The 25,622-nt window shown below is 58.4% G+C and carries 23 protein-coding genes and 1 pseudogene; 7 read left to right on the top strand and 17 right to left on the bottom strand.

Annotated features, from left to right (window positions below; translation table 11 throughout):
- The first annotated feature begins 1 nt into the window (after position 1).
- The 3 genes from H7K56_RS16730 to H7K56_RS16720 all read left to right on the top strand — a co-directional run bounded on the left by H7K56_RS16730 (position 2) and on the right by H7K56_RS16720 (position 3,516).
- The gene (locus H7K56_RS16730) at positions 2-787 is read left to right on the top strand and encodes an ABC transporter permease (RefSeq protein ID WP_058757571.1); all 786 of its coding nucleotides are present in this window, start codon (positions 2-4) and stop codon (positions 785-787) included.
- A 2-nt stretch (positions 788-789) separates the two neighbouring features.
- The gene (locus H7K56_RS16725) at positions 790-1,782 is read left to right on the top strand and encodes an ABC transporter ATP-binding protein (RefSeq protein WP_058770007.1); all 993 of its coding nucleotides are present in this window, start codon (positions 790-792) and stop codon (positions 1,780-1,782) included.
- 108 nt (positions 1,783-1,890) lie between these two features.
- On the top strand, positions 1,891-3,516 hold the full coding sequence (locus tag H7K56_RS16720; RefSeq protein ID WP_031279764.1) for a Na/Pi cotransporter family protein: 1,626 nt from the start codon (positions 1,891-1,893) through the stop codon (positions 3,514-3,516).
- Positions 3,517-3,597: 81 nt separating this feature from the next.
- On the opposite strand, the gene gntU is transcribed toward H7K56_RS16720, so the two are convergent.
- The 3 genes from gntU to gntR form a co-directional block, all read right to left on the bottom strand.
- Entirely contained in the window at positions 3,598-4,938 is a 1,341-nt protein-coding gene (gntU, locus tag H7K56_RS16715; protein ID WP_021507994.1) for a gluconate transporter, read from the bottom strand.
- Positions 4,939-4,940: 2 nt separating this feature from the next.
- The gene (gene gntK, locus H7K56_RS16710) at positions 4,941-5,477 is read right to left on the bottom strand and encodes a gluconokinase (protein ID WP_010615889.1); all 537 of its coding nucleotides are present in this window, start codon (positions 5,475-5,477) and stop codon (positions 4,941-4,943) included.
- A 141-nt stretch (positions 5,478-5,618) separates the two neighbouring features.
- Positions 5,619-6,614 carry a gluconate operon transcriptional repressor GntR gene (gene gntR, locus H7K56_RS16705; protein WP_150360500.1) on the bottom strand — a complete coding sequence of 332 codons (996 nt, stop codon included), beginning with the start codon at positions 6,612-6,614 and terminating at the stop codon, positions 5,619-5,621.
- Positions 6,615-7,008: 394 nt separating this feature from the next.
- Here gntR and H7K56_RS16700 point away from each other — a divergent pair, with 394 nt between their 5' ends.
- On the top strand, positions 7,009-8,577 hold the full coding sequence (locus tag H7K56_RS16700; protein ID WP_150360501.1) for an AbgT family transporter: 1,569 nt from the start codon (positions 7,009-7,011) through the stop codon (positions 8,575-8,577).
- A gap of 274 nt (positions 8,578-8,851) precedes the next feature.
- A complete protein-coding gene (locus H7K56_RS16695) occupies positions 8,852-9,355 on the top strand; it encodes a GNAT family N-acetyltransferase (protein ID WP_150360502.1) in 504 nt (167 codons plus the stop codon).
- A 57-nt stretch (positions 9,356-9,412) separates the two neighbouring features.
- Here H7K56_RS16695 and ggt read toward each other — a convergent pair whose 3' ends face one another.
- Positions 9,413-11,164, bottom strand: a complete 1,752-nt coding sequence (gene ggt / locus H7K56_RS16690) for a gamma-glutamyltransferase (RefSeq protein ID WP_150360503.1) — start codon at positions 11,162-11,164, stop codon at positions 9,413-9,415.
- Between the two features lie 203 nt (positions 11,165-11,367).
- Between ggt and H7K56_RS16685 the strand changes: the two genes are divergently transcribed.
- The gene (locus H7K56_RS16685) at positions 11,368-11,664 is read left to right on the top strand and encodes a DUF2756 domain-containing protein (protein WP_150360504.1); all 297 of its coding nucleotides are present in this window, start codon (positions 11,368-11,370) and stop codon (positions 11,662-11,664) included.
- Here the strand turns inward: H7K56_RS16685 and ugpQ are convergent.
- The 10 genes and pseudogenes from ugpQ to H7K56_RS16635 form a co-directional block, all read right to left on the bottom strand.
- Positions 11,661-12,404 carry a glycerophosphodiester phosphodiesterase gene (gene ugpQ / locus H7K56_RS16680; protein ID WP_150360505.1) on the bottom strand — a complete coding sequence of 248 codons (744 nt, stop codon included), beginning with the start codon at positions 12,402-12,404 and terminating at the stop codon, positions 11,661-11,663. The genes H7K56_RS16685 and ugpQ overlap by 4 nt on opposite strands.
- Positions 12,401-13,457, bottom strand: a pseudogene (locus tag H7K56_RS16675) (sn-glycerol-3-phosphate import ATP-binding protein UgpC). The gene ugpQ and the pseudogene H7K56_RS16675 overlap by 4 nt, the downstream one beginning before the upstream one ends.
- A complete protein-coding gene (gene ugpE, locus H7K56_RS16670; RefSeq protein ID WP_021508002.1) occupies positions 13,458-14,300 on the bottom strand; it encodes a sn-glycerol-3-phosphate ABC transporter permease UgpE in 843 nt (280 codons plus the stop codon).
- Entirely contained in the window at positions 14,297-15,187 is an 891-nt protein-coding gene (gene ugpA, locus H7K56_RS16665) for a sn-glycerol-3-phosphate ABC transporter permease UgpA (protein ID WP_031279792.1), read from the bottom strand. Before ugpA ends, ugpE begins: the two co-directional genes overlap by 4 nt.
- Before the next feature lie 61 nt (positions 15,188-15,248).
- Entirely contained in the window at positions 15,249-16,565 is a 1,317-nt protein-coding gene (gene ugpB, locus H7K56_RS16660) for a sn-glycerol-3-phosphate ABC transporter substrate-binding protein UgpB (RefSeq protein ID WP_058757579.1), read from the bottom strand.
- Between the two features lie 292 nt (positions 16,566-16,857).
- Positions 16,858-17,571, bottom strand: coding sequence for a high-affinity branched-chain amino acid ABC transporter ATP-binding protein LivF (gene livF / locus H7K56_RS16655; RefSeq protein ID WP_010615896.1), 714 nt, complete (start codon positions 17,569-17,571; stop codon positions 16,858-16,860).
- A 1-nt stretch (position 17,572) separates the two neighbouring features.
- A complete protein-coding gene (gene livG, locus H7K56_RS16650) occupies positions 17,573-18,340 on the bottom strand; it encodes a high-affinity branched-chain amino acid ABC transporter ATP-binding protein LivG (protein ID WP_150360506.1) in 768 nt (255 codons plus the stop codon).
- Positions 18,337-19,608 (bottom strand): high-affinity branched-chain amino acid ABC transporter permease LivM, encoded by a 1,272-nt coding sequence (locus H7K56_RS16645; RefSeq protein ID WP_150360507.1) that lies wholly within the window; start codon positions 19,606-19,608, stop codon positions 18,337-18,339. The genes livG and H7K56_RS16645 overlap by 4 nt, the downstream gene beginning before the upstream one ends.
- Positions 19,605-20,531 carry a high-affinity branched-chain amino acid ABC transporter permease LivH gene (livH, locus tag H7K56_RS16640; protein ID WP_010615899.1) on the bottom strand — a complete coding sequence of 309 codons (927 nt, stop codon included), beginning with the start codon at positions 20,529-20,531 and terminating at the stop codon, positions 19,605-19,607. The genes H7K56_RS16645 and livH overlap by 4 nt, the downstream gene beginning before the upstream one ends.
- Positions 20,532-20,681: 150 nt before the next feature.
- Positions 20,682-21,809, bottom strand: coding sequence for a branched-chain amino acid ABC transporter substrate-binding protein (locus tag H7K56_RS16635; protein WP_021508007.1), 1,128 nt, complete (start codon positions 21,807-21,809; stop codon positions 20,682-20,684).
- A 403-nt stretch (positions 21,810-22,212) separates the two neighbouring features.
- On the opposite strand from H7K56_RS16635, the gene panM reads away from it, so the two are divergent.
- A complete protein-coding gene (gene panM / locus H7K56_RS16630) occupies positions 22,213-22,599 on the top strand; it encodes an aspartate 1-decarboxylase autocleavage activator PanM (RefSeq protein WP_058774946.1) in 387 nt (128 codons plus the stop codon).
- Between the two features lie 277 nt (positions 22,600-22,876).
- On the opposite strand, the gene rpoH is transcribed toward panM, so the two are convergent.
- The 3 genes from rpoH to ftsE all read right to left on the bottom strand — a co-directional run bounded on the left by rpoH (position 22,877) and on the right by ftsE (position 25,619).
- Entirely contained in the window at positions 22,877-23,734 is an 858-nt protein-coding gene (gene rpoH / locus H7K56_RS16625) for an RNA polymerase sigma factor RpoH (protein ID WP_021508009.1), read from the bottom strand.
- Between the two features lie 240 nt (positions 23,735-23,974).
- Positions 23,975-24,961 carry a permease-like cell division protein FtsX gene (gene ftsX / locus H7K56_RS16620; protein WP_021508010.1) on the bottom strand — a complete coding sequence of 329 codons (987 nt, stop codon included), beginning with the start codon at positions 24,959-24,961 and terminating at the stop codon, positions 23,975-23,977.
- Entirely contained in the window at positions 24,951-25,619 is a 669-nt protein-coding gene (gene ftsE / locus H7K56_RS16615; protein ID WP_021508011.1) for a cell division ATP-binding protein FtsE, read from the bottom strand. Before ftsE ends, ftsX begins: the two co-directional genes overlap by 11 nt.
- Between the last annotated feature and the right edge of the window lie 3 nt (positions 25,620-25,622).

Below are 25,622 nucleotides of genomic sequence, written 5' to 3'. Positions count from 1 at the left end.
CATGTCTCGCGTCGAAAAACTTTACCATCGCCTGATTGTCTGGCTGCTGCTGATTGTGCTCGCCGCACCGCTGCTGGCGACGCTGCTGTACGGCATCTCCAGCGAGTGGAGCGATACCATTCTGCCGCAGGGCTTTACCCTGAAGTGGCTGACGCAGCTGTGGAGCGATCCGCGCTTCCTCACCGCGCTCGGTCATTCGCTGCTGATCTGCGTGGGTGCGCTGCTGTTCTCCCTTCTGCTGGTGCTGCCTGCGATGTTTGTAATCGCTTACTACTATCCAAAACTGGACGCGGTGATGAACGTGCTGATTCTGATGCCGTTTGCCGTGCCGCCGGTAGTCTCGTCGGTCGGGCTGCTGCAGCTCTACTCCTCGGGCCCGCTGATGCTGACCGGCACGCCATGGATTCTCATCGGCTGTTACTTCACCATTGCGTTGCCGTTTATCTACCGCGCCATTGCCAACAATATGCAGGCCATCAACCTGAAAGAGCTGATTGACGCGGCTCATCTGCTGGGCGCCAGCACCTGGCAGGCAGCCCTGTTTGTGGTGCTGCCAAATCTGCGCAAAGGGGTGTTCATTGCCGTGCTGCTCTCCTTCTCCTTTCTGATTGGTGAGTTTGTCTTTGCTAACCTGCTGGTCGGCACCCGCTATGAAACGCTGCAGGTTTATCTCTACAACATGCGCAACGGCAGCGGGCATTTCACCAGCGCGCTGGTGATCTCTTATTTTGCGGTTGTCCTGCTGGTCACCTGGCTGGCCAATGCCCTCAATCCTGAACGAGGCTGACCATGAGTTACCTGAACGTTACCCAACTGAATAAAAGCTACGGCCCGACCACCATTTTTGAAAACATCGATTTCAGCGCCGACGAAGGTGAGTTTGTCACCCTGCTCGGCCCGAGCGGCTGCGGCAAGTCAACGCTGCTGCGCTGCATCGCCGGCCTGACCGATGTCGACAGCGGCACCATTCTGCTGCAGGGCCAGGATCTGGTGCCGCTGCCGCCACAAAAGCGCACCATTGGCATGGTGTTCCAGAGCTATGCGCTGTTTCCCAATATGACGGTGGAGAAGAACGTCGCGTTTGGCCTGAAGATGCAGAAACTGGCCGCCGGTGAGATTCAGCAACGCGTGATGGAAGCGCTGGCGCTGGTGGAGCTGACCGACTTCGCGCGCCGCTATCCGCACCAGCTGTCGGGCGGCCAGTGTCAGCGCGTGGCGCTGGCACGTTCGCTGGTGACGCGGCCGCGTCTGCTGCTGCTGGATGAACCGCTGTCGGCGCTGGACGCCCGCATTCGCCGCCATCTGCGCGAGCAGATTCGCCACATTCAGCAGGAGCTGAAGCTGACCACCATTTTTGTCACCCACGATCAGGAAGAGGCGCTGACGCTGTCGGACCGTATTGTGCTGATGAATCGCGGTCGCATTGTGCAAAACGGCAACGCGGAAACGCTCTATACCCAGCCGGTGGATCTGTTCGCCGCGGGCTTTATTGGCAACTACAACCTGCTGAGTGCCGAACAGGCAACGCAGCTGACCGGTCAGCCGTTCAGCAGCCAGGTGGCGATTCGTCCGGAATCCATCCAGCTGTGCGCACCGCAGGCAGGCATCGCGGCCACCATTCTCAGCCATAGCCTGCTCGGGAACGTGATCCGCTATCGCGTGCTGGCGAATCAGGTCGAGTTGTCGGTGGATGTGCTCAACCGCAGCGTGGCAGATTTACACCCCGCCGGCATGCAGATTGGACTACAGTTAGAGATGTCGACGTTGCGCCAGGTCGCTTAAATTAAACGAAAAATTGGCAACGCAGCGCGACGCAGGTATTTATCGGCTGTGCTTATCGCCAGGCAGGCAGCCGCCTGTTTTCTGCCTGGCGCATAGGAGCCTTTATTCGTGCTAACCCTGCTTAACCTTCTCTCCGCCGTCGCCCTGCTGGTATGGGGCACCCACATTGTCCGCACCGGCGTGATGCGCGTGTACGGTGCCGATCTGCGTCGCGTGTTAAGCCGCAGCGTGGAAAAAAAGCCGATGGCCTTTCTTGCCGGGATTGGCGTTACCGCGCTGGTGCAGAGCAGTAACGCCACCACGTTATTAGTCACCTCGTTTGTGGCGCAGAATCTGGTCAGCCTGACGCCCGCGCTGGTGGTGGTGCTGGGAGCCGACGTCGGTACCGCCATCATGGCGCGCATCCTGACCTTCGATCTCTCCTGGCTGTCGCCGCTGTTTATCTTTTTTGGCGTGGTATTTTTCCTCAGCCGCAAACAGACGCGCGCCGGTCAGATCGGACGCGCAGCTATCGGCCTCGGGCTGATTCTGCTGGCGCTGCAGCTGATTGTCGCCGCCGCCAAACCCATTACCCAGGCCGCCGGCGTGCAGGTACTGTTCTCCACGCTGACCGGCGATATCATGCTGGATGCGCTGATTGGCGCGGTATTCGCCATCATCAGCTACTCCAGCCTGGCTGCGGTGCTGATTACCGCCACGCTGACCGCCACCGGCGTTATCTCGTTCAAAGTGGCGCTGTGTCTGGTGATTGGCGCTAACCTCGGCAGCGGCTTGCTGGCGATGATCAACGCCAGCGGATCGAATGCTGCCGGCAAGCGGGTGGCGCTCGGTAGCCTGTTGTTCAAGCTGATTGGCAGCATCGTTATTTTGCCGTTTGTCGATTACATCGCCGACCTGCTTGATAAGCTGCCGGTTAACGATGAAGAGATGGTGATCTTCTTCCACGTGTTCTACAACCTGGTGCGCTGTCTGGTGATGGTGCCGTTTGCCGAACCGATGGCGCGCCTGTGCCGCCGCATGATCGCCGACGATGCGGAAAACCAGACCCATCTCAAACCTAAGCACCTCGACAGCAGCGCGCTGGATACCCCGGCGCTGGCGCTGGCCAACGCGGCGCGGGAGACGCTGCGCATTGGCGATGTGGTGGAGCAGATGCTGGAGAGCTTCAACAAGGTGGTGATGGGCGAACTGCGCGAGGAGCGCGCAGTGCGGCGGCTGGATGATGATGTGGATGTGCTGTACACCGCCATTAAGCTCTATCTGGCGCGCATGCCGAAGGAGGACCTGGCGGAAGAGGATTCACGCCGCTGGGCCGAGGTGATTGAGATGGCGCTGAATCTGGAGCAGGCAGGCGACATTATTGAACGTATGAGCGCCGACGTGGCGGACAAATCGCTGCAGGCGCGCCGGGCGTTTTCGCCGGAAGGGCTGGAAGAGCTGAATTCGCTGCAGGAGCAGGTGTTAAGCAACCTGCGCCTGAGCCTGTCGGTGTTTCTGTCGCACGACGTCACCAGCGCCAAGCGCCTGCGCCGTGCCAAGCACCGTTTCCGCATCCTGATTCGCCGTTATTCCCACGCCCACGTCGAGCGCCTGCACCGGCAGAATGTGCAAAGCATCGAAACCAGTTCGCTGCATTTAGGTTTGCTGGGGGATATGAAGCGCCTGAATTCGCTGTTCTGTGCGGTGGCGTACACCGTGCTGGATCAGCCGGACGATGAGCGCGAGGTGGATTAATCATTTTTACAACGCGCGATAAATCGCGCCGCTACAGGCTGAGCATTAATCTGTAACGGCGCAATTTATTGCGCATTGCCATTACGACAACAAACTAAACGCGATCATCCCGACGATGGCGCCGGTGGTGCCGAGAATCGTCTCCATCAGCGTCCAGGTCTTCAGCGTCTCGCCTTCGGTGGCACCGGTGAAGCGGCCAAACAGCCAGAAACCGGCATCGTTGACGTGGCTGATAATAATCGAGCCGCCGCCAATGCAGATCGACAGCGCCGCCAGCTGCGCACCGCTGTAATGCAACGGTTCAATCACCGGCATCACCAGCCCGACGGTAGTTAAACAGGCCACCGTGGCCGAGCCCTGAATCACCCGAATCGCGCCGGAGAGAATAAAACAGGCCAGCGCAATCGGCATGCCGGCACCGGTCAGCGCGTGGCCCAGCACCGGACCAACGCCGGAATCCACCAGCACCTGCTTGAACACGCCGCCCGCGCCAATCACCAGCAGGATAATCCCCGCCGGCTGCAGCGCGCTGCCGCATACCTGCATCACCTTCTCTTTATCCATGCCCTGACGGTAAGCCAGGCCGTAAATCGCTACCAGCAGCGCCAGCAGGATGGCGGTAAACGGATGGCCGATAAACTCCAGCCATGCATACAGACGTGAATCCGGTGTGGTAAAGCGCGCGCCGATGGTTTTCAGCCCGACCAGCAGCAGCGGGAACAGAATCAGCGACAGGCTAAAGCCAAACGACGGCAGCTGGCCCTCGCTGACGTCCGGCTGATGATCTTCCGGCGGCGCACTGAACGTCACATGGCGCGCAATCAGGTTGCCGAACAGCGGACCGGCAATCAGCATGCCGGGAATCGCCGCGCACAATCCCAGCAGGATCATCCAGCCAAAGTCAGCGTGCATCTGCGCCGCCAGCAGCATCGGTGCCGGTCCGGGCAGCAAAAAGGCCGCCGCGGCGGCGACGCCGGCAAACAGCGGGATCACCAGTTTGACCAGATTATCGTGGGTGCGACGCGCCACGGCAAAGGCGATGCTGATCAACAACACTACGGCCACTTCAAAGAACAGCGGCAGCGCACAGATCAGCCCGGCAATGCCCATCGCATAGTGCGCGCGCCGTTCGCCAAAGGTTTTCAGCATGCGAATGGCGATCTGATCGACCGCACCGGTTTCGTGCAGAATTTTGCCGAACATGGCGCCCAGCGCCACCACAATAGCGAGAAAGCCGAGCGTGCCGCCCATGCCTTTTTGCATGGTCTCGGCAATTTTATCCAGCGGCATACCGGAGAACAGACCGGCACCCATCGACACTAACATCAGGGCGACAAAGGCGTGCATACGCGCTTTCATCACCAAAAACAGCAGCAGCAGGACAGAGCCTGCTGCGGTTAACACCAGCGTTGCGGTACTCATGACTAGCCCTTGTTGATTGCGCCCTCGATGGTCGCAACCGTGGCCGCAACTACCTCATCCAGTGAGTGATTGATATCGACAACCAGCACATCCGGCTCGTCGGCACCCGGTTCCTGCAGGGTTTCAAACTGTGTCACCAGCATCTGCGGTTTGAAGAAGTGGCCTTTGCGCGCCTTGAGACGAGACTCAATAGTGGCAAAATCGCCCTTCAGATAGATGAATTTCAGGTTGTGATTACCCTGACGCAGGATGTCGCGATAGGACTTCTTCAGTGCCGAACAGACGATGATCGAGATCGCCTGGGTGCGCTGCATCGCGAACGCCGCATCATTCAGCGCCTGCAGCCACGGCTGGCGATCGTCGTCGTTCAGCGGATGGCCTTCCGCCATTTTGGTGATGTTACTGCGCGGATGCAGGAAATCACCATCCAGAAACGCGGTGCTGAGCTGATGAGACACCTGATTGGCGACGGCAGACTTTCCGCTGCCGGAAACACCCATCAGGATAAAGACGTGGTGCGATGGAGATGGCGTGGTCATGGTTTTGCGCTCCGGCAGATTAAGCTGCCAATGTTACCGATAACAATTTTGATTGCCATTGTCCGAGCGCGCTCAGACGCTGGCAACCCTTGTCAGGCGGAAAAGCACGAAAGTGTGAACTGACTCAAAAAATCGCCAAAATCAGATGCTGCCACCTTCGGCAATCTCAAAACCGACATCCAGCGGCACGGTCACGCTGCGATCGCCGCCAATCCGCGCCAGCAGCATGGCGGCTGATTCACGCCCCATGCGTTCGCGTGGCGTCAGCACCGTAGCCAGCCGTGGATTAACCACCTGCGTGATGTCGTGGCCGTGAAAGCCGGCGATCGCCATCTGCTCCGGCACGCGCAACCCCTGGCGCTGGCATTCAAACATCGCGCCTACCGCCAGGTCATCATTGGTACAGAACAGGCTGTCAGTGTGCGGATAGCGCTTCTGCGCCTCGCGCAGCAGCTGGGCACCGGCGCTGAAGGAGGAGGCATCTTCCATCATGACGCTGTGTGGTGTCAGCCCGGCTTCGCGCATCGCCTGTTCGTAGCCCTGCTGCTTTTGCAGCGTACGCTCATCGAGGCGCGCGCCCAGATAGACGGTGTGACGATGGCCTTTCCTGAGGATAGCATGCGTCATCTGCCGCGCCGCCTCGACGTTGTCGAAGCCCACGGCCATATCAAGGCACGGCGTGACGCAATCCATCATTTCGATCACCGGAATGCCCGCCACTTCCAGCATGCGCAGCGTGCCCGGCGTATGGGAACGTTCGGTGAGGATCACGCCATCAATGTTCCAGCCCAGCAGCGAACGCAGCTGCAGCTCCTCTTTGTGCGGGTTATAGCCGAAGTGCGCCACCAGCGTCTGATAGCCCGCTTCATCGGTCACGGTTTCAATGCCGCGCAGCACGTCGGCAAATACCTGGTTGGTGAGCGAGGGTAGCAACACGCCAATCGCGCGGCTGGTGGCGTTAGAGAGCATGTCGGGCGCACGGTTGGGGATATAGCCGAGTTCATCCAGCGCCACGGCGATTTTGTCGCGCAGCGCCGCAGAGACCTGATCGGGGTTCCGCAGGTAGCGGCTGACGGTCATTTTTGTGATGCCGACGCGATCGGCAACATCCTGTAATACCGGTCTTTTCTTCTTCATCGTGTGCGCCTGAGGTCAGAGATACGCTGAGTTTATCATTTTTTTGTCATGTTATGCCGTTGCGGCGCAACCTCTCACAGACACAACTAAAAAATACCAGCAGATAAAAACAAGACTGGTCTGCTGGAAAAGAAACATTAAAGCAATCCTGCGGGATTATTTAAATCCGAAAGCGGATTAACCTCACATAAAAATAAAAAAACAGATTATTTAACTAACCTTACATTCGAAAGATAAATAAAATTAAATAAATATTATCAATAATATAAATAAATACACCTCGCATTATCCCTGGTTTAAACAGAAACACACTCTTGATCGTTTTTTCCCTCTTCTTACTATGGCAAACCGGGCAAAAAGCGGCTCGCCCGCTGTATATAAGGAGAATGACCTCATGGAAAAAACCACTTCACCTGCGAAGCGTCCTGTCGAACGCTTCCTCAATACCGTTGAATGGCTGGGCAACCTGTTGCCACACCCGATTACGCTGTTTGCACTGTTTTCCCTGTTTATCCTCGTCGCGTCGGCTATTGCTGCGGCATTAGGCGTGAGCGTGATCGATCCGCGCCCGATCGGTGCCGCCGGGCGCGCGCCGGACGGGGTGATTCACGTGGTCAGTTTGCTGAGCGCAGAAGGCTTACAGCGCATCGTCAGTCATCTGGTGACGAATTTCACTAGCTTTGCCCCGCTGGGAACCGTGCTGGTGGCGCTGCTGGGTGTCGGCATCGCCGAACAGTCTGGCCTGCTGTCCGCCGCGATGCGCGCACTGGTGTTTAACGCCCCGAAGAAGCTGATCACCTTTACCGTGGTGTTTGCCGGTATCGTCTCGAATACCGCTTCGGAGCTGGGATATGTGGTGCTGATTCCGCTGGCTGCGATGATCTTCCACTCGCTCGGTCGCCATCCGCTGGCTGGGCTGGCGGCCGCGTTTGCTGGCGTCTCTGGCGGTTACAGCGCCAATCTGCTGCTTGGCACTATTGATCCACTGCTCTCCGGCATTACCCAGAGTGCAGCGCAGATCATCGATCCTGCTTACAGTGTTGGCCCGGAGGTGAACTGGTACTTCATGTTTATCAGCACCTTTGTGATTGCCGGGCTGGGCACCTGGATCACCAACAGCATCGTCGAACCCAAGCTGGGCAGCTATCAGGATAGTGAAGGTGATGCGGTGCGCGGCGACATGGGCGAGCTGTCGCCTGGCGAGCGTCGGGCACTCAAAGGTGCGGGCTGGGCGGTGCTGGTGGTGTCACTGCTGCTGGCGCTGACGGTCATTCCCGGTCACGGCGTATTGCTGAATCCCAAAACCGGCACGCTGGCGGGTTCACCGTTCCTGAAAGGCATCGTGGTATTTATCTTTGTGTTCTTCGCCATCCCCGGTTTTGTTTATGGCCGCCTGATGGGCACCATGCGCAGCGATCGCGATGTCATTCATGCCATGTCCACCAGCATGAGCAGCATGGGAATGTACATCGTGCTGGTGTTTTTTGCCGCGCAGTTTGTCGCCTTTTTCAACTGGAGCAACTTCGGCACGGTGGTGGCAGTGAAAGGTGCCAGCCTGCTGGCTTCACTGGATATGAGCGCCCCGCTGCTGTTTGTCTGCTTCATCCTGATCTGCGGCTTCATCAATCTGATGATTGGCTCCGCGTCGGCCCAGTGGGCAGTGACCGCACCGATTTTCGTGCCGATGCTGATGCTGGTCGGGTTTGCGCCTGAGGTGATCCAGGCGGCGTACCGCATTGGTGACTCAGTGACAAACGTGATTACGCCGATGATGAGCTACTTCGGGCTGATCATGGCAGTGGCGGCGCGCTACCGTCGTGATATGGGCATCGGTACGCTGGTGGCGATGATGCTGCCTTATTCGGTGGTGTTTATGATTGGCTGGACGCTGCTGTTTGTGCTTTGGGTGTTCGTGTTTAACCTGCCGGTCGGTCCCGGTGCGGCCACCTGGTACACGCTGTAAACTCCCCGTGCAGTGGATTGCCACGGACGGCGTTCGGCTGAGGCGCAGGCAAAAAAAAGCCAGCACCCGAGCTGGCTAAGAAACACTGGAAGCAATGTGAGCAATGTCGTGCTTACCCGGTTTGTCAGGAGACGCTGCCGGATTCGCGTTGACAATAATAATCATTATCATTCGCGTCTGTAAAGCCCTTTCCCGATTTTTTTACCGTTGACGTTGCGCGCGAATTCCCTGATGTTAAAGGGGATTTCATTCACTGAGTGCAAGGAGCTGCTTTATGAGTCAGGTTACTGTTCGTCACGCAACGCCCGAAGATGCCGCCGTTCTGACGCGTATCTATAGCCAGCCGGAAACCCAGGCGGGCACGCTGCATCTGCCGTATCAGTCACCGTCACTCTGGCAGGAGCGGCTCGCGAATCCCCGTCCCCATGTCACCATGCTGGTGGCCTGTATTGACGGGCAGGTTGTCGGTCAGCTGACGCTGGAAGTTATGGCGGTGGCACGCCGCCGTCACTGCGCCACTATCGGCATGGGCGTTGATCCGGCATTCCATCGGCGCGGCGTGGGTAAAGCGCTGATGGCGGCGATGGTGGATCTGTGCGATAACTGGCTGCAGGTCACGCGGATTGAACTGACGGTGTTTGCGGATAACCACCAGGCCATGGGTTTGTATCAGCAGTTTGGTTTTGAGATTGAAGGTACCGCCAGAGGTTTCGCGGTCCGCGACGGCCAGATGATCGATACGCACTACATGTCGCGTCTGAAAGGGAATGCGCGATGAATCGCGCCGCTACCGGCCGGTGCACGGTGAGGTAGCGGCGCAATTTATTGCGCGACGTTAATACCCGGCACTCAAATCATCCACCGAGCGCGGGTCGGACGCGCCGTAGCGCATGCCGTCCGGGCCAATCATGATGCTCTGCGTGCTGCCCATCGCCGGCAGCACTTTCACATGCTGACCTTTTGCTTCCAGCAGACGCAGCGTATCCGGGCTGAAGCCCTTCTCGACGCGCAGCTGATCCGGCAGCCACTGATGGTGGAAGCGCGGCGCATTGGTAGCTTCCGCCACGTTCATGCCGAAATCGATACTGTTCACCACCATTTGCAGCACGGTAGTGATAATCCGACTGCCGCCCGGGCTGCCGGTCACCAGCCAGGTTTTACCGTCTTTCGCCACAATGGTTGGCGACATCGATGACAGCGGACGTTTGGCCGGCTGAATCGCGTTCGCCTCACCGCCCACCAGACCATAGACGTTTGGCGTGCCCGGCTTGGCGGAGAAATCATCCATTTCATTGTTCATCAGAATGCCGCTGTTACCGGCCACCACGCCGCTGCCAAAGTAGGTATTCAGCGTGTAGGTCACCGCCACCGCGTTGCCGTCTTTATCCACCACCGAGAAGTGGGTGGTTTGATTGCTCTCGTACGGTGCCAGCTTGCCGGGCTTGATGTCGGCTGAGGGGCGCGCCTTGTTGACGTCAATCTGCTGGGCCAGCGTTCTGGCGTAGGCTTTGCTGGTCAGCGCCTGCTGTGGCACCTTAACGAAGTCGGGATCGCCGAGATACTCGGAGCGGTCGGCGTAGGCATATTTTTCCGCTTCGGCCATAACCTGCATCGCGTCCGCGCTGCCAAAGCCCCATTTCGCCAGATCGAAGTTTTCCAGGATATTGAGGATCTGCACGATATGAATGCCACCGGACGACGGTGGCGGCATAGAGAACACCTCGTAGCCACGGTAGCTGCCGCTTACCGGCTTGCGTTCCACTGCGCGGTAGGCCGCCAGATCCGCCTTGCCAATCAGTCCGCCGTGCTGCGCCATTTCGGCAGCGATCTCATCGGCAATTTTGCCTTTGTAGAAAGCATCCGGCCCCTGTTGGGCAATCAGCTGCAGGCTGTGCGCGAGGTTTTTCTGCACCAGGCGATCGCCCTTCTGGTAAGGCTGACCGTCGGCTTTGTAGAAAATGGCGCGACTGTTGTCGTGGTTGATCAGGTTCTCTTTACCGTAGGTAGCGAGATCGTCAGCCAGCGCATCGTTAACGATTATGCCGTCGCGCGCCAGCTTGATCGCCGGCGCCAGCAGCGTGCTGAGCGGCAGCGTACCATACTTTTGCGCCGCCAGGGCAAAACCGGCTACGGTTCCCGGCGTGCCGGAAGCCAGATGAGAAGTGAGTGATAACTTACTATCCGCATTGCCCTGCTTATCCAGGAACATATCGCGCGAGGCACGCGCCGGCGCCATCTCGCGGAAATCGATGGCGGTGGTGCGGCCGGCAGCGGTGCGCAGCAGCATAAAGCCGCCACCGCCCAGGTTGCCCGCCTGCGGGTGAGTGACCGCCAGCGCAAAGCCCACCGCAATCACTGCATCTACCGCGTTACCCCCCTGTTTGAGGATATCGACGCCCGCCCGGGTTGCCATGGCGTCCACTGACGCAACCATCCCGTGCTGCGCTTTCACCGGGTGAAAGGTGTCGCTGTCGACGCCATATGACACTGGCGGTGCGCTGGCTGGCGCCGCCTGCGCCCCCTGCACCACGGTAAAACTCATTAACAGCGCCCAGCCGAACTGGCGCACACCGTTATGTATCCTCATCCCGCCACCATCCTTTCAGTTGTTTACATTTGTTATTGATTGCTGCAAGTGTTTGCAAATACTGTAAAAAAGATAGCAGTTAAGCCAAATTAGGTGCACTCCTGGTTTTGGGGTTTGTGATATCGCATAAACTTATGGTTGCGGCGGTTGCTGCCGGGTGGCGAGCAACCTCACACAGCAGGCCGCACTGATGGAGGAACACCATGAAAAAATGGCTGATTGTTATCGCGGCACTGATGCCGCTGAGCGGCATGGCGAACATGCTGAACAACACTAACCAACCGAATCAACCCGGCTATAACCCAAGCCAGCAGCGGATGCAGACGCGCATGCAGGTCCAGCAGCAGCAACAGCAGCAGCAGTTGCGTCAGGATCAGCAGCAGCAAAATCAGGAGATGCAGCGTAAGCTGCAGGAGCGGCGCGATAGCGCCCGGCAGCGCGTGATTCAGTCGCAGCCGGGCCAGCAGAACAGCAATGCGCAGACGCAGTACGGCAATTAACGGAAGTCCGGGCCGATAGCATCAATGCGATCGGTACAGATGGCATCCACGCCCCAGCTCAGCAGCTCGCGCGCCCGCGCGGGCTGATTCACGGTATACACCAGAATACGCAGACCGGCGGCTTTAAGCGCGGCGGTGCGTCCGGCGTCCAGCAAGCGATGATTTAAATGGATGGAGACGCAGTCGAGCGCGGCGGTCAACGCCTGCCAGTCGTCGTGCCACTCATCCAGCAGCAGGCCGCGCGGCAGCTCCGGCGCGGCCTGCATCGCCGCTTCCAGCGCCGCGTACGAGAACGAGGACAGCAGCGGTGCCGTTTGTCCCTGCCACAGCGTTCGTGCGGCCAGCGCTACATCACGTCCGGTTTCCACCTCGGTACCGCTGCTGGGTTTGATCTCAATGTTGGCCATCATCCGATGCTGGCGGCAGCGCGCGGCCACCTCGCTCAGCAATGCCAGCGGCTCACCGTCAAATTCACGGCTAAACCAGCTGCCGGCATCCAGCTGCGCCAGCTGCTGCCACGGCAGATCGCCCGCCACGCCCCAGCCGTTGCTGGTGCGGTCCAGCGTGTCATCGTGCAGCAGGAAAATCTGATTATCCTGTGACAGTTTGGCGTCGAATTCGATCATGGTATGACCGTAGTGCGCGCCGACATCAATCGCCGCCAGGGTATTTTCCGGGGCCAGCTTGCCGCCGCCGCGATGCGCAACAATGTGCGGATAGGGCCAGTTTATTACACTCATTCCAGACGCTTTCCATGGGTAGAATCGAAGAAGTGTAACGCATCTGGCGGCAGTTGTAGCCACAGGCCGCTCGCTGTGCGGCAAACGCACCACCAGCCGCGTGTTGCCAATGTGACCATGCGCAAGATTGTCCGCGCCGAGGATCTCCAGCGTATCCACCACCAGCGGCACACCGCCGGCCTCACGGTTGCTGAGCTGAATATGCTCGGGACGAATGCCGAGCGTCAGCGGACGGTTGGCCCATCGCGCTTTGCCTGCGCCGAGCGGCAGGCTGTTGAGCGCGTCGAGCGTAAAGCGCGAGCCATCGCTGTTGATCTGACCGGGTAGCAGGTTCATCGCCGGCGCGCCGATGAACGACGCAACAAACTGACTGGCCGGACGCTCATACACCTCCACCGGCGTGCCCACCTGCTCCACCACGCCTTTATTCATCACCATCACGCGCTGCGCCAGCGTCATGGCTTCAACCTGATCGTGCGTGACGTACAGGCTGGTGGTTTTCAGCCGGCGGTGCAGTTGCTGAAGCTCCAGACGCATCTGCACGCGCAGGCGCGCATCCAGGTTCGACAGCGGCTCATCAAACAGAAACACCGCCGGTTCCCGCACGATGGCGCGGCCCATGGCCACGCGCTGACGCTGGCCGCCGGAGAGCTCGCGCGGACGGCGCTGCAACAGGTGATCAAGCTCCAGACTGCGCGCCGCATCCATCACCCGCTGGGTAATCTGTTCCTTGCCCATGCCGCGGATTTTCAGGCCGTAAGCCATGTTTTCTCCCACCGTCATGTGCGGGTAGAGCGCGTAATTCTGGAATACCATGGCGATGCCGCGATCTTTCGGCTCCATGTCGGTGACGCGCCGATCATCGATGTAGATATCGCCCGAGGTGACGCGCTCCAGCCCGGCCACCATGCGCAGCAGCGTCGATTTCCCGCAGCCGGATGGGCCGACCATCACCATGAATTCACCGTCATTGATGGTGATGTTCAGCGGCTGAATGATTTGGTTTTTGCCGTCATACGATTTCGTCACGGTCTGAAGGGTTACCGCTGCCATCTATTTCTCACTCTCCACCAGGCCACGCACAAAGGCGCGCTGCATCACAAGCACCACCACCACCGGTGGGATCAGGGTTAATAACATCGCCGCCATCACTTCGTTCCACTGCGTCGGACCGCCGCTGGTGTTGATCATACTTTTCACCCCCGCCACGGCAGTGCTCAGGCCGGCATCGTTGATGATCAGCAGCGGCCACAGATACTGGTTCCAGCCGTAAATAAAGGTGATGACAAACAGCGCGGCGAGATTGGTTTTTGACAGCGGCAGCACGATATCCCAGAAAAAACGCATCGGACTGGCGCCGTCAATGCGCGCCGCTTCAATCAGCTCATCCGGCAGCGACATAAAAAACTGGCGGAACAGGAACGTGGCGGTCGCGGAGGCCATCAGCGGCAATGTCAGACCGCTGTAACTGTCCAGCATGTGCAGCGTGGAGATCACCTCCACCGTCGGGAAAATACGCACTTCTACCGGCAGCATCAGGGTGATAAAAATCAGCCAGAAAAACAGCGTGCGCAGCGGAAAGCGAAACCACACCAGCGCAAACGCCGAGAGCATCGACACCGTGATTTTGCCCACGGTGATGCCCAGCGCCATGATCAGGCTGTTCAGCATCATCAGGCCAAACGCCGCGCTGCCGTTGACGCCATCGCGCCAGATGTGGGTGATGTTGTCGATGAGATGCGGGCCGGGCACCAGCGTCATCGGCACCTGATACACCGCGTTGTTATCCAGCGTCGCGGCGACAAACGCCACGTACAGCGGGAACAGAATGGTCAGCACCCCCAGCGCCAGCAGCGTGTGGGCGAAGATATCCAGCCCGCGTCGGTTTTCAATCATTGGTATTGCACCTTACGCTCGACAAAGCGGAATTGCAGAATGGTCAGGCCGATAACCAGCAGCATCAGCACCACCGACTGCGCGGCGGACGACGAGAGATCGAGCCCGGTGAAGCCTTCGCGGTAGATTTTGTAGATCAGCGTGGTTGTAGCCTGTACCGGCCCGCCGCCGGTGGCAGCATCAATCACCGGGAAGGTGTCGAAAAAGGCGTAAACCAGATTCACCACCAGCAGGAAAAAGCTGACCGGCGTAATCAGCGGCAGCGACAGATTAAAGAAACGGCGCACCGGTCCGGCACCGTCAATCGCCGCGGCTTCCACCAGCGATTTAGGAATGGACTGCAGCGCGGCAAAGAAAAACAGAAAGTTGTAGCTCATTTGCTGCCAGATCGACGCTAATACAATCAGGAACATCGCCTGACCGCTGTTCTGCGCATAGTTCCAGTTGTAGCCAAGCTGGTTCAGCAGATGGCTGAACAGCCCCAGCCCGGGATTGAACAGGAACATCCACAGCACCGCCGCAACCACTGGCGCTACCGCATAGGGCAGCAACAGCAGCGTCTGATAGAGCTTTTTCAGCCGGATAACGTAATCCACCAGCGCCGCCAGCAGCAGCGAGAATGTCATGCCGCATACCGTCACCAGCGCGCTAAACACGAGGGTGGTCCAGAACGAATCAAGGTAGTAGTCGTCACTGAACAGGCGGCGGAAGTTATCAAGGCCAACAAAGGTGCTGGAGATGCCAAACGGATCGATGCTTTGCAGCGAGTACCACAGCGCCTCTCCGGCGGGCCAGAGAAAAAAGATCGCGGTGATCGCCAGCTGCGGGGCCACCAGCAGATACGGCAACAAACGGGCACGGAAAACCGGACGTGATGATGAAGACATAGCAGGCTCGTCAGAAAGAGACAGCGGGACGGACTTACCCGTCCATCCCGCCATTACGGAATTACTTCACTTGCTGTTCAAAGCGACGCAGCAGTTCGTTGCCGCGTTTCACCGCGTTGTCCAGCGCTGCCTGTGGCGACTGTTTGCCGGTCCACACGCCTTCCAGCTCTTCGTCGACGATGGTACGAATCTGCGGCATGTTGCCCAGACGCATCCCTTTGGTGAACGGCAGCGGATCTTTATTCAGCATCTGCCGCGTGGCGATGTCCGCGCCCGGGTTTTTGTCATAGAAGCCCTGCTGTTTGGTCAGCTCATAAGCCGCGGTGGTGATCGGCAGATAACCGGTTTTCTGGTGCCATTCTGCCGCAATATCCGGCTGGGCGAGGAACTTCATGAACTCCGCCGCACCTTTATAAGTCGCTGCATCTTTGCCTTTCATCACCCACAGGCTGGCGCCACCGATAATGGCGTTCTGCGGTGCGTTCGGCACGGTGTCATCGTACGGCATCATGCCCACGCCAAAGTTGAATTTGGCGTAATGCTTAATGTCGGCCAGCGAACCGGACGAGGCGGTGGTGATACCGCAGTCGCCGTTGTAGAACTTGGACGTCGACTCGTCTTTACGGCCAAAGTAGGTGAAATCACCTTTCTTATTCATCTCTTCCAGCAGCTGGATGTGGCGCACCTGCACGGGTTTGTTGAACTCCAGCACCGCGTCGGTACCGTCAAAGCCGTTGTTTTTGGTGGCAACCGGCAGACCATGCCAGGCGCTGAAGTTTTCGATCTGAATCCAGCCCTGCCAGCCGCTGGCATAGCCGCAGCTCATGCCGGCTTTACGCAGCGCGGCGGCATCCTGCGCCAGCGCCTGCCAGGTTTTCGGTGGCTGATCCGGATTAAGACCGGCTTTTTTGAACGCGTCTTTGTTGTAGTACAGCACCGGCGTGGAGCTGTTAAACGGCTGTGAGATCAGCTGGCCGTTGCTGTCGCTGTAGTAACCGGCAACGGCAGGGACAAACTGTTTCGGGTCCATCGGCACGCCGGCGTCTTTAAACACTTCATGCACCGGCACGATGGCTTTAGAGGCCATCATGGTGGCGGTGCCCACTTCGTAAACCTGCAGAATGGCCGGCGCCTTACCGCTGCGCACCGCAGCGATACCCGCGGCCAGGCTCTGCTCGTAGTTGCCTTTGTAGGTCGGAACGATTTTGTAATCCGGGTGAGCCTGGTTAAAACGCTGTGCCAGAGAATCGACTTCTTTGCCTAACTCGCCTTCCATTGAGTGCCAGAAAGGGATTTCGGTAGCAGCCAGCGCATTACCGCTGATCGCCAGACCGAGCAGCAGACTCATCAGGCGGGGACGAAGCGTAAAAGCGGACATAAGGGTTTCCTGTGCTTGTGGCGCGCGCGATATCACGCATTTTTTGTTCGCGAAGTAACATGACACGAGGAAATGACGGAAAAATAACAGGATTATGACGGGAATGTGACGGGATAAGCGCAGGGGCGATGGAGTGTAAGTGGGTGGGAATTATTGGTTATTCCGCACTCCGGTTAATGACCGTCGGCGGCGCAGTCAGATTACGGGCGGACAGCGCGCAGCCACCGCAGCGTACATCTAGTACGTGAGGATGGCGAGCACTGCCCAACCGCAATCTGACAAGTAAGCCAGGTCAGGCGCCTAAATACGCGCTTCTCACCGCTTCATTGGATAACAACGCTTCACCGCTATCCTCCAGCACCACGTGACCGTTCTCCAGCACGTAACCACGATCGGCCAGCTTCAGTGCCTGGTTGGCGTTCTGCTCGACGAGGAAGATGGTCATGCCCTCTTTACGCAGCTGTTCGATGGTGTCGAAAATCTGCTGGATAATGATCGGCGCCAGACCCAGCGACGGCTCGTCCAGCAGCAGCAGGCGCGGCTGGCTCATGAGGGCGCGGCCAATCGCCAGCATCTGCTGCTCACCGCCGGACATGGTGCCGGCGCGCTGCACTTTGCGCTCCGCCAGCCGGGGGAACAGCTGATAAACGCGCTCAATGCGCTCCTGATACTGCTGACGCGTCGCGAAGAAACCGCCCATCGCCAGATTCTCTTCCACCGTCATGCGCGAAAACACGCGCCGGCCTTCCGGTACGATGGCAATCGCTTCACGCATGATTTTTGCCGTCTGCCAGTCGGTAATCGTTTTGCCATCAAAGGTGATGGTGCCGCTGGTGGCGCGCGGCTCGCCACACAGCGTACCGAGCAGCGTGGTTTTACCCGCGCCGTTAGCGCCAATCAGCGTCACGATTTCGCCCTGACTGATATGCAGATTAATGTTATGCAGTGCCTGGATCGGGCCATAGTGCGCACTGACACCCTGTAAAGTTAAAATCGGGTTCGCCATGTTACGCCTCACCTAAATAAGCACGGATCACATCCGGGTTGTTACGCACTTCTTCCGGCGTACCGTTGGCCAGCGGCGTTCCCTGATTCACCACATAAATGCGGTCAGAAATGCCCATCACCAGTTTCATATCGTGTTCAATCAGCAACACCGTCACCTTGTGTTCGCCGCGCAGTTCAGCGATCAGCTCATCCAGCTCGTGCGTTTCGCGCGGGTTGAGGCCGGCGGCCGGTTCGTCGAGCATCAGGATTTCCGGACGCGTCACCATGCAGCGGGCGATCTCCAGCCGGCGCTGCTGGCCATAAGCCAGATTGCCGGCCTGACGGTTAGCCAGCTCCAGCAGACCAATGCGCTCCAGCCAGCTGGCCGCGCGGTCCAGCGCTTCGCTCTCGCCGCGCCGGAACGCCGGGGTTTTAAACAGCCCGGAGAACACGCCGCTTTTCAGATGCTGATGCTGCGCCACCAGCAGGTTTTCAATCACCGTCATCTCGCGGAACAGGCGCACGTGCTGAAAGGTCCGCACCACGCCCATGCGCGCAATCTTCTGCCCCGGCAGGCCCTGTAATGACTGATCGCGCAGTTTGATGGTGCCACCCGTTGGCTTATAGAAACCGGTCAGGCAGTTGAATACCGTGGTTTTCCCCGCCCCGTTCGGGCCAATCAGCGAGACGATCTCCTGCGGATGCAGTTCCAGCGCCACGTTGTTGACGGCCAGCAGGCCGCCGAAGCGCATCATCAGGCCTTCAACGGCTAATAAAGGCTGACTCATGCCTGCTCTCCTTGTTTTGCCTGTTTCAGCTTCAGGTGCGGACGCTTCATCGGCAGCAGCCCCTGCGGACGCCAGATCATCATCAGCACCATCAAACCACCGAGCACCAGCATGCTGTACTCGTTCAAATCACGCATCAGCTCGCGCGACACCACCAGCAGAATCGCGGCCAGGATTACCGCCAGCTGCGAACCCATGCCGCCCAGCACCACAATCGCCAGCACAAACGCGGACTCGACAAAGGTGAAAGATTCCGGGCTGACAAAGCCCTGACGCGCGGCAAACAGCGTACCGGCGAAACCGGCGAACACCGCGCTGATGGTAAAGGCCGTCAGCTTGATGCGCGTTGGGCTGAGACCGAGCGAACGGCAGGCGATCTCATCTTCACGCAGCGCTTCCCACGCACGCCCCAGCGGCATGCGCAGCAGACGATTGATGACGAACAGCGTCAGCACCACCAGCAGCAGCGCCACCAGATAAAGGAAAATCACGCGGTGATTGGGATCGTACGCCAGGCCCGTCAGCTCGTGGAAGGTGGTCCAGCCGCCTTCACTGACGCGCCGGCCAAATTCAATACCAAACAGGCTCGGCTTGGGGATCTGCGCGATTCCATTGGGACCGCCAGTGATTGATGTGCTGTTCAGCAGCAGAATACGCACGATCTCACCAAAGCCGAGCGTCACAATCGCCAGATAGTCACCGCGCAGCCGCAGCACCGGGAAGCCCAGCAGCAGGCCAAAGGCACCGGCGACAATACCCGCCAGCGGCAGACTTTCCCAGAAGCCAAAGCCGTAATAGTGATTCAGCAGCGCAAAGGTGTAAGCACCGATGGCGTAAAAGCCGCCGTAACCCAGCACCAGCAGGCCGGACAGGCCCACTACCACATTCAGGCCGAGGCCGAGCATCACGTAGATCAGCGTCAGTGTGGCAATATCCACGCTGCCGCGCGACACGAAGAAGGGCCAGGCGACGGCGGCAACAATCACCAGCAGCATCAGCAGCTTTTGTTTTGGTGTCGAACCGTCAAAACCCGGCAGCACCAGCCCTTTGCCACTGCGCTTAAACTTGCCCTGCAACAGCGGACGCAGCAGCTGGAACACAAACACCACTGCGCAGCCGAGGAAGATCCAGTTCCAGCGCACGGCGCCCGCATTCGCCACCACCAGTTTGGTGCCGTCGAGATCGAGGCGCATACCCATAAAGAAGCTGGCGAGTACCAGCAGCATCACCGTGGAGACCACGGCGTTAACCAGACCGAGGCGTTTCATACTTTCTCCACCTCCGGACGGCCAAGGATACCGGTTGGCATCACCAGCAGCACCACGATCAGCAGCGCGAACGACACCACGTCTTTATATTCGGTCGACAGATAGGCTGACGTCAGCGCTTCCGCAATGCCCAGCACCAGGCCGCCAATCATTGCGCCCGGAATGCTGCCGATGCCGCCCAGTACCGCCGCGGTAAAGGCTTTCATGCCAGCCATAAAGCCGATGAACGGGTTGATGGAGCCGTAAAACTGCCCCAGTAGCACGCCAGCCACGGCCGCCATCGCTGCGCCGATCACAAAGGTCAGTGAGATCACGCGGTCGGTGTTGATGCCCAGCAGGCTGGCCATTTTCAGGTCTTCAGCGCAGGCACGGCAGGCGCGGCCCATGCGCGAATAGCGGATGAACAGCGTCAGCGCCAGCATCGCGAGGAAGGTGACGACCCAGATAACCAGCTGCATGGTGGTGAGCGTGGCGGCAAAGCCGTTGCTCTCACCCAGCGTCCACTGGCCGGTGATCAGGCTGGGCAGCGCCAGATCGCGCGAGCCCTGCGTCAGGCTGACGTAGTTCTGCAGAAAGATCGACATACCAATCGCCGAGATCAGCGCGATCAGGCGTTTGGAGGAGCGCACCGGCTTATACGCCACGCGCTCGATGCTCCAGCCGTAGGCGCTGGAGATAATCACCGCCATCACGAACCCGGCGGCAATCATCAGCCACGAGGTGTCGATACCCATCATCATCAGGGCGGCAATCACGATAAAGGAGACATAGCTGCCGATCATGTACACCTCGCCGTGGGCGAAGTTGATCATGCCGATGATGCCGTAAACCATGGTGTAACCGATGGCGATCAGCGCGTAGGTGCTCCCGAGGGTGACCCCGTTGAACATCTGCTGAATGAAATAGAGAAACTGCTCGGACATAGTGAGGACCTGCATGTAAACGGGAAATCCCCGGTGCGTTCGGCACCGGGTTAGGGTGAGAGCACCGCGTCGCAGCGCCTCATTCAGCGCGCGTGCGCGGTGCCGCACCCTGCCCTCGCCCATCAGGAGAGGGACAATTCAGGAGCGTGCTTACTTAACTGCGGTAGAAGAACCGTCTTTGTGCCATTTGAAGACGCCAAATTCGAAGCCCTTCAGATCGCCCTTCTGGTCCCAGCTCAGGTTACCCATCACGGTGGGCACCGGCGCACCCTCTTTCAGGTTTTTAGCAATCGCATCAGGCTCATCGCTTTTGCTGCGCTCAATGCCCGCCACCAGTGACTGAATAGCCGCATAGGTGGTCCAGACGAACGGGCCGGTTGGATCTTTGCGGTTTGATGCGCTGTTGGCTTTGATCGCGTCCACAATCGCTTTGTTGTCTGGCAGCTGGTCGTAGCGCTTCGGCAGCGTCACGTACAGGCCTTCAGAGGCGTCACCCGCGATGTTAGACAGGGAAGCGTTGCCGACCCCTTCTGGTCCCATAAAGCCGGCTTTCAGACCGGCCGTTTTAGCCTGACGCAGAATCTGGCCCAGCTCCGGGTAGTAACCGCCGTAGTAAACGAAGTCAACGTTCTCTTTCTTCAGGCGCGCAATCAGCGTGGAGAAGTCTTTATCGCCAGCGGTGATCCCTTCGAACAGCACTACGTTGCCGCCTTTCGCCTTCAGGGTTTTCTGCACGGATTCCGCCAGGCCCTGACCGTACTGCTGCTTGTCATGTACCACGGCAATACGTTTTGGTTTGATCTGATCGAGGATGTAGTTGGCCGCGGTCGGGCCCTGATCGGAATCCAGACCGGTGGTACGCATCACGTCGGCATAGCCGCGCGCGGTCAGTTCAGGCGCGGTAGCCGCCGGGGTGATCATCAGAATGCCTTCATCGTTATAAATGTCTGATGCCGGCTGAGTGGAGGAGGAGCACAGGTGGCCGATAACGTATTTGATGCCGTCATTGACCACTTTGTTGGCCACCGCAACCGCCTGTTTCGGGTCACAGGCGTCGTCATATTCTACGCCGACCAGCTTGTCGCCGTTTACGCCGCCTTTGGCGTTGATGTCCTTGATCGCCTGGGCCGCACCGGTGAACTGCATATCACCGTACTGCGCCACCGGGCCGGTTGCCGCACCGACAATCGCAATTTTGATGTCTTTCGCCAGTACCGCATGGCTCATCGCCAGCGCTACGCAACCCGCCAGTAAAGCGCGTCCTTTACTCATTTTCATGCGAACTTCCCCATCTGTTGTGTCGTGTCTGTTGTGATTGGTTATTTATCTGCCAGTCAAAGAGCAAAACTGATTTGAGAATAATGAGTTAGCACTCTTTTCTGGCATTTTTTGTTAAGAAGGCTTTATTTTTCAGGTTATTAAACAGGAACTTTCTTCTGTAAATCAACTGACATATTCAGTAAAAGCTGACGAGAACAGCAGATTACTCTGGTTTTTATGGCCGGTTTTTCACCGCCAGGCCAGCGCGTTATGCTGGCTTTTTCAGCGATCGATGCGGGCTTACTCCACAATCCTGGCAAAGTGGCTGGCATTTGACCTCTTTTCATCGCAAAAAAGTGACAGCGCTCTGACTGTCTAAATTCGCTACACTAAGGCCTTTCTGCCAGTACAGGTAAGGGTTATGAAGCTCACTATTCAGCGCATCAGCACGCTGACGCCGCAGGATCGACTGGATTTAGCCAAAGTCTGGCCGCAACAGGATATCGCGCAGCTGGAAGCCAGCCTCAGTGAAGCGCAGCGGCTGTATGCAGCGCGCTTTAACGATCGCCTGCTTGGGGCGCTGCGGCTGGAGATTCGCGGCACGCTGGGCAAGATTACGCAGCTGGAAGTGCGTGAAGTCACGCGGCGGCGCGGCGTAGGGCAGTATCTGCTGGAAGAGACAATAGCGCAGAACAGCGCGCTGGATCACTGGTGGGTTGCCGATGACGGCGAAGACGATCAGCGCGTACGCGCGGCGTTTATGCAGGCGTGTGGCTTTCGCGCGCAGAGCGACGGGTGGATGCGTTAAGCGGCGATTTTACGCCGTGCAGAGCGGTGCGCATGAATACGTATGTGGCGCAGGAGCGTGATTAACGGTGCGCATGAATGCGCACCCTACGGGGATTGCGAACGAGCGTACAGATTGCGTGGGATCGTGATTAACGATGCCTATGAATGCGCGTCCTGAAGAGTCGCCATTCATGGCGACCGTGCTGCCATCCGCACAGGTCATACGTCGTCGCCGGTTATTGCGCGCATAAAAAAGGGCGACCCGCTGGTCGCCCCATTTATCTGTCAGCCGTTAATCAGGCTTCAATCGCCATACGCAGTTTCTTCATGGCGTTCTTTTCCAGTTGACGCACGCGCTCGGCAGACACACCGTACTGGTCAGCCAGCTCCTGCAGCGTGGTTTTGTTGTCATCATCCAGCCAGCGGGCGCGGATAATGTGCTGGCTACGCTCATCCAGGCTCAGCATTGCGTCACTCAGCTTGTCAGCGGCGTGCGCATCCCAGTTATCCTCTTCGATGCCGTCGGCAAAGTCAGAGGTTTTATCCTGCAGATACAGCACCGGTGCCATCGGCTTGCCTTCGCCCGCATCGTCATCAGACGACATGTCGAAGGTCATATCCTGGGCCGCCATGCGCGACTCCATTTCCAGCACGTCTTTGCTGCTGACACCCAGCTCGCGCGCCACCATTTCGACTTCATCCTGATTGAACCAGCCGAGACGCTGCTTGGTTTTACGCAGGTTAAAGAACAGTTTGCGCTGTGCTTTGGTGGTGGCAACTTTCACGATACGCCAGTTACGCAGCACGTATTCGTGAATCTCCGCTTTGATCCAGTGCACGGCAAACGACACCAGACGCACCCCGACTTCCGGGTTGAAGCGACGCACCGCCTTCATCAGGCCGATGTTACCTTCCTGGATCAGGTCCGCCTGCGGCAGGCCGTAACCGGAATAGTTACGAGCGATATGAACAACAAAGCGCAGGTGAGACAGGATCAGCGTCTTAGCTGCATCCAGATCGCCCTGGTAATGCAGCCGCTCAGCCAGTGCTTTTTCCTCTTCTGCCGTTAATACCGGCCAGTTGTTAGCAGCCCGGACGTAAGATTCCAGGTTGCCCAGAGGAGCAATCGCTAAAGTTTGCATTTCTTTGGTCATTCAAACCCTCACAAATTCAATGGACTTGCTGCTCGTTTCCCTGCGCAGCCGTTACATTATGTCAACGACGCGTGAAAACCAAAAGCAATCTGTGCTACTTGGACGTCAAAGTTATCCACAAGTTCAATTATAGCAGTGAATATTTTACACACAGATGACGGCGGGGGAAATCGGAGAAATCCTCTGCTCCCAGGTCGTCGGCAGCAGAGGAAGAGTATATCAAAAAATCGTTGCTATGGGTTACTGCGGCGTAAAACGACGTAAATGTTGCACCGTCGCCAGCCAGGCGGCAATCCAGCCGATGATGGCCGCGATTAACAGCAGCAGCAGACCTTCATCCCATGAAAAGCCCTCCAGCGCGAAGCTGGTGCCGAAGACGGAGGCGACCTGCGCCACCACCGACTGCAGGCGCAGTACCAGCACTTCCGACAGAATCAGCGACAGCACCGCACCGCTGAAACCGAGCAGCGCGCCGCCGTAGAGGAAAGGCCGCAGAATAAAGCCATCGGTCGCGCCAATCAGCTTCTGTACGTTGATGGTGTCACGCCGGGCAAAAATGCTCAGGCGCACGCTGTTGCCAATCACCAGGAACACCGCCACCACCATCAGCAGGCCGATCATTGACGCCACCTGCCCCACCAACCCGGTGAGTGCGGCTAAACGCGCAAACCAGCTGTCATCCATGCGCACTTCATCCACGCCCTGCACTTTCGCCACGCGATCGCGCAGATTGGCCATGGTATCGGAGTTCTGGAAGTTCAGCTTCGGCGTGATGATCGCCACCGCCGGCAGCGGGTTCTGCTCCAGCATATCCATCGCACCACCAAAACCGGACCAGTTGCGGAACTCGCTTTGCGCCTCTTCACGCGTCAGGTAGTTCACCTTGTCCACGCCATCGAGCTTTTTCAGCTCGGCGGTCACGTTCTCTGCCGCCGTGTCATCCAGCGCTTTGTCGAGGTAAACCGTCAGCTGCGGCGCCGGGTACCACTGCGCGGCGGCCTGGCTGACGTTTTTCCACACCATGTAGCACACGCTGGGCAGCGTCAGCGAAATTGCGATGACCATTACCGTCAGCAGCGTCGCCAGCGGCTGACGATACATGTCGGACAGCGTACCGCGCCACGCGTAGCGCCACTGCTCCTGCCAGCCGCCTTTCAGCGCTTTGCTCTTTGACGGCTGCTTCGCCGTTTTCGGCGCAGCCGGACGCTTGTTACGTTTATTGACCATCGTGGCCTCCGTGCAGACGTCCCTGATTAAGCGTCATCACGCGATAATTGCGGCGTGCGATCAGCCCGATGTCGTGCGTCGCCATCAGTACCGTAACGCCCACGCGGTTGAACTCTTCAAACAGGCGCAAAATATCTTCCGACAGCGCGTTATCGAGGTTACCGGTCGGTTCATCCGCCAGCAGCACGGCCGGTTTATTCACTACCGCGCGGGCAATGCCGACGCGCTGCTGTTCACCGCCAGAGAGCTGAATCGGATAACTTTTTGCTTTGTCGAGCAGGCCGACTTTGTCCAGCGCCGCCGACACGCGACGGCGAATATCCTCGCCGCTGGCCCCGGAAATAATCAGCGGGATCGCCACGTTGTCGTAGACCGAACGATCCATCAACAGGTGGTGATCCTGGAAAATCATGCCGATCTGACGGCGCAGGAAAGGCACTTCGCTGTGACGCAGCCGGGAAATATCGTGACCGCTGAACCAGATTTGCCCGGCGCTCGGGCGCTCAATGCCACAAATCAGCTTCAGTAAGGTACTTTTCCCCGCGCCTGAGTGGCCGGTCAGAAACGCCATCTCACCGGGACGCAAATGGAAATCCACGCCCTGCAGCGCCTGGCGTCCTCCCAGATAAGCCTTACTGACCTCTTCAAAGCGAATCATGCC

Source organism: Pantoea dispersa (assembly GCF_014155765.1).
Taxonomy (GTDB): Bacteria; Pseudomonadota; Gammaproteobacteria; order Enterobacterales; family Enterobacteriaceae; genus Pantoea; species Pantoea dispersa.
The sequence above is the reverse complement of the archived record's forward strand: the minus strand, read 5'-3'. Positions and strand labels throughout refer to the sequence as shown.